This window comes from Lentilactobacillus parafarraginis DSM 18390 = JCM 14109, assembly GCF_001435895.1.
Lineage (GTDB): Bacteria > Bacillota > Bacilli > Lactobacillales > Lactobacillaceae > Lentilactobacillus > Lentilactobacillus parafarraginis.
Genome location: NZ_AZFZ01000143.1, coordinates 1 through 2,121, shown reverse-complemented (window position 1 = coordinate 2,121; position 2,121 = coordinate 1). Strand labels below are relative to the sequence as shown.

Annotated in this window: 3 protein-coding genes; all 3 read right to left on the bottom strand. The window is 43.0% G+C overall.

The features are described 5' to 3' along the window. On the bottom strand, window positions 1-363 hold a 363-nt coding region (locus FD47_RS15985; RefSeq protein WP_235806117.1), incomplete at its 3' end, for a hypothetical protein. 173 nt (window positions 364-536) lie between these two features. Then, window positions 537-1,289, bottom strand: coding sequence for an IS21-like element helper ATPase IstB (gene istB / locus FD47_RS14300; RefSeq protein ID WP_054736717.1), 753 nt, complete (start codon window positions 1,287-1,289; stop codon window positions 537-539). After that, on the bottom strand, window positions 1,276-2,028 hold the full coding sequence (locus FD47_RS14295; protein WP_054736719.1) for a Mu transposase domain-containing protein: 753 nt from the start codon (window positions 2,026-2,028) through the stop codon (window positions 1,276-1,278). Before FD47_RS14295 ends, istB begins: the two co-directional genes overlap by 14 nt. Window positions 2,029-2,121: the final 93 nt, after the last annotated feature.

Below are 2,121 nucleotides of genomic sequence, written 5' to 3'. Positions count from 1 at the left end.
AAATCGTGTCCACACTTTCATCCTAAGTCCACTACTTGAATTTGAATATGAACCTAAACCAGACGAATCTCCAAAACGATGGGATTTAAATGTAACCAAACTTGAGTCCACCCTTTCAATCGTCGACGTTGATAATCTAAGCCCATCTATAAACTTTTGAGAGGTGTCTAAAAATAAGGACGTTCGTTCGTTAAATTCCCCAATCGCACTCTTTCTAACATTCACAATACCATAGCCGGTATTATGGCCCATATGTCCATTAAAAAGTTTGTCCTGTACTGTTACCTCAGATAATTGATTTCTATAAATAGATCGATGTGCTACAAAGGTATTTTTATATGTTAAGCCATCATTTATATACATGATTGTCACCTCAGCGAACAATTAATTCCGGTAATTCTTTCAGCTGTTGTGGCCGTCAAGTTCAATTGATCCATTTTCGCTCATTAATTTTGATCCATTTTACCTATGTTTCGCTCATTAAGAATGAGCCACCCCTCGTCACGCCTGATATGTATTGATTTCAGGCTTTTTTATTACGGTTTTTTGAAAATTGTCTGTCGATGAGTGACTCGGTAACTTTCACCAACTAACTCAATAACTTGAGATTTTTGGACCATCCGGTCCAATATGGCCCCGGTAATCACCTCATCACCAATCACGTTGCCCCATTGATCAGGGCTCTTGTTGGACGTGATAATGAACGACGTCTGTTCATACAACCTGTTAACGAAATGGAAAAATAAATTTGCTTCCTGGCGATCTAAGGCCATAAACATTAAATCGTCCAACACAATCAGGTCTGCCTTATAAAGTCGTTTTAACCGAACTTGTGACTGTCGCGAGATGGTCTCCGTTTTTAACGCCTTAATTAGATCACCCATTGTAATAAAAATGGCGCTGTACCCTTTATTAATGGCTTCCACACACAAACCAATTGATAGAAAGGTCTTACCCACCCCAGTTGGTCCTAAAAGAATCAGATGATAGCTTTGATCCACCCAATTGAGAGTTCGTAGTTCATTCATTTGCTTCTGATTTAAGGCGGCTTGAAGACTTAAATCAAATTCATCCAAAGACCGTTGGTAAGGAAGGGTGGCCCAGTTTAACCGTCTTATTCTTGCCTTCGCTGCTCTAGCTTGCTGCTCATGCTTCATAACTGCCAAGATAAAATCACCGTAGGTGACCTCATTGGTGTTCGCGTCTTGAATCAACTTTGGCAGGACCTTACCAGTCGCACTTAATCGTAGTTCTTGCATAATGGCTTGGATCTCCTTAATTTGTGCCATGATAAGCTCCTTTCAAGATCTTCGCATATACCCCCAGTGAACGCACTTCCGGCTGAACAACTTTTAGCTTTGCTTGGGTTGCTTCTGCGAGCGGAATGGTTGCCAACTCATCGCGGACGCGATCCATATGAGCTTCATATTCCGGAAGTGTCTCAACGGTTGCTTTGAAATCGGTGGCACTGATTAGGTGATTGTCCAGACAAAACTGTAACGCCTTGTCCAACGCCTCCTGCGGATAGTCCCCGCGCAAACGCAAAATTACCTGGAGCTGATCACGTGTATAACGTGGATACTTTTCATGAATCTGGCTGACAAACTGCTGGGCTGCCGTTTGATCGGTAAATGATTGTTTGACTTGAGCCATCAATGCTGGAATCCCGACAGACCGATTTCGACGATCGCTAGATCGTTGGATTAGCTTGCCGCTTGCTAGCGAGATCTGATGTTGTGACAAGATTTCACCCGTTTGCGGATCAATAATCGTTAAGTCGCCGTCGTTAACTTTCAGGACCACCTTGCGACCATGCACATCGTATGACCCAAACGGCACACTGTAGCGGTTGCTTTGATACATCACGGTATTATCCTTACGGATTGTACGCTCAATCGCAACTTCCTTCACTGGTTGACGGCTAATAATGGGTTGTAAGTAGGGCTGCTCTTCCGCAAAAATGACTGCTGGAATCTGCTTCGTCCCATTATGCTGCTTACCATTACCTCGCCGTTGTAACCAATCCATTGATTCGTTGTTCCACGAATGAATATCTTTAAAAACTCGTCCGCGAGCGAAGCTGCTCTTAACGTACAATACCCCTTAGGGTTGACACTTTAA